This window comes from Anaerococcus lactolyticus ATCC 51172 (assembly GCF_000156575.1).
In the GTDB taxonomy this organism is placed as follows: Bacteria; Bacillota; Clostridia; order Tissierellales; family Peptoniphilaceae; genus Anaerococcus; species Anaerococcus lactolyticus.
Window position 1 is genome coordinate 1 of record NZ_GG666086.1, and the last position, 508, is coordinate 508.

The window sequence follows — 508 nt, forward strand, 5'->3', positions numbered from 1 at the left end:
TTTTTATACATTTTAGATAAAGTTCCAAAACTTGCTACTTCTATCACTGCATATAGCGGAATTTCTCCACCTTCATAATTGTCTTTAAAGTTTTTTATAAATGGTGAGCGTCTATTTCTTTTTGTTTCTCTTTCTAAATCATTTAATGCTTCTTTATATCTGTTTTTATATTTTCCCACATTTGACAAATCTTTGTAACCAAAATTCCCATATTTTAAAGAAAAATAGTTTGTGATAACTGCTCTTAAAGAAACTTCAATATGTTCTATTATTTCAAATATGAGTTGTCTAAGTTCTCTATCAAATTTATATAAACTTACAATATCTTCAAAACTTATTCCTGATATATATCTTCCATCTTTTTTTAATGTGATACTATAAGCTTTAATTAGCCTGTAATAGGATATTCTTCCAAGAATTTTCTTAGCATAAGTTTTATCTTTTACTAAAAGCCCTAAGTCTATTAAGTTTTTTACTTGATTTTCTATAGTAATCGGTTCTTGGTGGA

At 26.0% G+C, this 508-nt stretch carries 1 protein-coding gene; it reads right to left on the minus strand.

The window, feature by feature from the left end; translation table 11 throughout:
- A partial coding sequence (locus HMPREF0072_RS10375; protein ID WP_004830395.1) for an Abi family protein occupies positions 1-508 on the minus strand: 508 nt, incomplete at both ends.